The organism is Aeromonas sp. QDB18 (assembly GCF_027705325.1).
GTDB lineage: Bacteria > Pseudomonadota > Gammaproteobacteria > Enterobacterales > Aeromonadaceae > Aeromonas > Aeromonas caviae.
On sequence record NZ_JAPDBQ010000227.1, the window covers coordinates 1 to 3,528 of the forward strand.

Below are 3,528 nucleotides of genomic sequence, written 5' to 3' on the forward strand. Positions count from 1 at the left end.
CCGAAACCCAACAAGGAGTTTCGGATTCTTACACAGCCTGAGGATCGGTCAATGGATCCTTAACTGATCGGCATTACTCCCTCAGGAGTCGTTTTTATCAGAGCCATCTGGCTAACGCCACGCCCTCTGCCCGCTCAGGCTTTCGCTGGCAGGCTCAGGCGAGCAACCGCTTCCACGTGCATGGAGTGCGGGAACATGTCCACCGGCTGCACCTCGTCCAGCACGAAGCCCTGCTTGACCAGCCAGGCGAGATCCCGGGCCAGAGTCTGGGGGTTGCAGGAGACATAGACCAGACGGCGCGGCGCCATGGCCACCAGGGTCTGCAATACCGCCTTGTCACAGCCCTTGCGGGGCGGATCCATCACCACCACGTCGGCACTCACCCCGTCGGCATGCAGGGCAGGCATCAGCTGCTCCGCCTTGCCCACGTGGAACTCGGTCTGCTCGATGCCGTTGAGGGCCGCATTGCGACGGGCGTCGCTGATGGCGCTCTCCACCGACTCGATCCCCACCACCTTGGCGGCCTTGCCTGCCAGGAACAGGGAGATGGTGCCGATGCCGCAATAGATGTCGAACACCGTCTCGCTGCCGGTCAGCTCGCAATACTCCAGCGCCTTGGAGTAGAGCACGTCGGTCTGGCTCGGGTTGTTCTGGAAGAAAGAGAGGGGCGAGATCTCGAATTCGAGCTCGTGGATCTTGTCGCGGATCACCCCGCTGCCCAGCAACACCCGGTTCTTGTCACCCAGGATGCGGTTGGTACGCGCCTCGTTGATGTTCTGCACCAGAGTAGTGACCGGCAGATCCGCCAGGGCCGCCAGCAGCTCGGTTTCGAACGGCAGCGCTTCGCCCAGGGTCACCAGCACCACCATCAGCTCGCCGCTCTTGAAGCCCTTGCGGGTCATCAGGTTGCGCACGCAGCCGGTGTGGGCCACCTCGTCATAGGCCGCGATGTCGTGCTCGCGCATCCAGTTGCGTACCCGGGCGTTGAGCTCCACGTGCAGCGAATCCTGCACCGCGCAATCATCGGCGGTGATGAGGTCATGGGAGTGCTTGCGGTAGAAGCCGATCTCGGCGCCCGCCTCGCTGCCACGCACCGCGTACTGGGCCTTGTTGCGGTAGGCAAACGGCGTCTCCATGCCGAGGATAGGGTTGACCACGGCCTCACCCAGACCGACCTGCTCCAGTGCGCTCTGCACCAGGCTCTGCTTGAGGGCAAGCTGGGCCGGATAGGCCAGCGGGCGCACCTGGCAGCCACCGCATTCGGTGTTGGGGCAAAAATCGGCCACCCGATCGGCAGAGGGTTGGGTCAGCTCGACCAGCTTGCCGTGCAGGTAGTTCGGTTTGACCTCGGTCAACTCGACCAGCGCCTGCTCACCGGGCAGCAGACCCTCGACAAACAGGGGGCGATCGAACAGGCGACCCTTGCCATCCCCCTTGTCGGTCAGTTCCAGAATATCGATCTGATGTTGGTGTCCCACTAACGGCATGAGCGGCTCCGAAGGCATGAAAGAGAGGGTGACGACGGGGCAGACCCGGCGACCCCGAATAAAGGGTGGCAGAGTTTAGCGGAGATCCGCCCAAAATGCAGGCATAAAAGACCCCGCAAACACAAATAGCGACCCCGGCCACCAGCGGCCCGGTCCGGGCAGCCTGGCCAGTCCGCCCCAATAAAAAAACCGCCGGACGGGGCCGGCGGTATGACATTCATGGCAGCAGGATCAATGGCTGTAGGCTTTCTCGCCGTGGCTGGTCACGTCCAGCCCTTCGCGCTCGGCATCTTCCTTCACCCGCAGACCGATCAGCAGGTCCACCAGCTTGTAGGCCACGGCCGAGACCAGGGCGGTCCAGACCACGGTCACCCCCACGCCGATGACCTGTACCTTGACCTGGGCCAGGATGGAGTATCCCTCGGCCACCTGGTTGGTCACATAGTCCCACACCCCGGTGCCGCCCAGATCCGGGCTGGCGAACACCCCGGTCAGCACGGCCCCCAGGATCCCGCACACCCCGTGCAGGCCGAACACGTCCAGGCTGTCATCGGCCCCCAGCAGACGCTTGAGACCGTGCACGCCCCACAAACCGGCCACACCGCTGAGCAGGCCGATGATGAGGGCGCCCCCCACACCGACGAAACCGGCGGCAGGGGTGATGGCGACCAGGCCCGCCACCGCACCGGAGACAGCGCCAAGCAGGGAGGGACGGCCCTTCATCGCCCACTCGGCGAAGGTCCAGGAGAGGGCGGCAGCGGCCGGTGCGATCCAGGTGTTGGCGAAGGCCAGGGCCGCCGTGCCGTTGGCTTCGAGGGAGGAGCCAGCGTTGAAGCCGAACCAGCCGAACCAGAGCAGGGCGGCACCGATCATGGTCATGGTCAGGCTGTGGGGGGTCATGGGGTCACGGCCATAGCCAACCCGTTTGCCCACCATGAAGGCCCCTACCAGACCGGCCACCGCGGCGTTGATGTGCACCACGGTGCCACCGGCGAAGTCCAGAGCGCCGTGCTGGAACAGATAGCCTGCGGTGGCACCGGCCGCTTCGGCGGCGGCCGCATCCGTGTAGGCATCCGGACCCGCCCAGTACCACACCATGTGCGCCATCGGGATATAGGCGAAGGTGAACCAGATCACAGCGAACAGCAGCACCGCCGAGAACTTCATCCGCTCGGCAAAGCCGCCGACGATGAGCCCGCAGGTGATGGCGGCAAAGGCACCCTGGAACACCACGTAGATGAATTCGCTGATCCCGACCCCCTTGCTGAAGGTGGCGGCGATGGAATCCGGCGTCACCCCCATCAACAGCACCTTGTCGAAGGAGCCGTAGAAGGCGCCGCCCTCGGTGAAGGCCAGGGAGTAGCCGTAGACCACCCAGAGGACGGTGATGAGGCAGAACAGGGTGAACACCTGCATCAGCACGCTCAGCATGTTCTTGGCGCGCACCAGGCCGCCGTAGAAGAGGGCGAGGCCCGGCACGGACATCAGGATCACCAGGGCCGCCGCCACCATCAGCCAGGTATTGTCCCCCTTGTTGATGGTCACGGTCGCGGCCGCCTGTACCACATCGGCCTGCGCGGCCACCTCTTCGGCCCAGCCCGGGGCGGCCATGGTGGCGGCCAGCGCCAGCAGGCCAGTCATTACGAGTCTCTTGAACATACAGCCCTCTCCTTGTCGTCCCGGCATCCGGGTCCATTTCCTGATATGCATTTCCAACCTGGCCACCTGCCCACCGTACCTGTGTGGCTCACGGAGACATCATGGCGACATGACATGGGGAAAGCATAAAGCAGGCCAAGAAAAATAATCCTTTTATTTCATAGCGTTATCTTTTCATCACATTCAACACGCACCATCTTGGCGCACAATGCCCGGTTACAGGGGGAAAATCGCACTTTGGCTGTGCATTGCCGGGAAAATGCACCAGGATGACCCAACCACCTCACAATGACAGGGCGAACCCGTGGTGCATATTCCGGCCGATCATGAACACCAATTCCGATTCAACGTGAACACCATTTCCGGACCAATGTGAACGCTC

General features: G+C 63.3%; 2 protein-coding genes. Both read right to left on the bottom strand.

Annotated features, from left to right (window positions below):
* Positions 1-134: 134 nt before the first annotated feature.
* Positions 135-1,487 carry a 23S rRNA (uracil(1939)-C(5))-methyltransferase RlmD gene (gene rlmD / locus OKC30_RS20185; RefSeq protein ID WP_048209027.1) on the bottom strand — a complete coding sequence of 451 codons (1,353 nt, stop codon included), beginning with the start codon at positions 1,485-1,487 and terminating at the stop codon, positions 135-137.
* A 231-nt stretch (positions 1,488-1,718) separates the two neighbouring features.
* The gene (gene amt, locus OKC30_RS20190) at positions 1,719-3,146 is read right to left on the bottom strand and encodes an ammonium transporter (protein WP_010673021.1); all 1,428 of its coding nucleotides are present in this window, start codon (positions 3,144-3,146) and stop codon (positions 1,719-1,721) included.
* Positions 3,147-3,528: the final 382 nt, after the last annotated feature.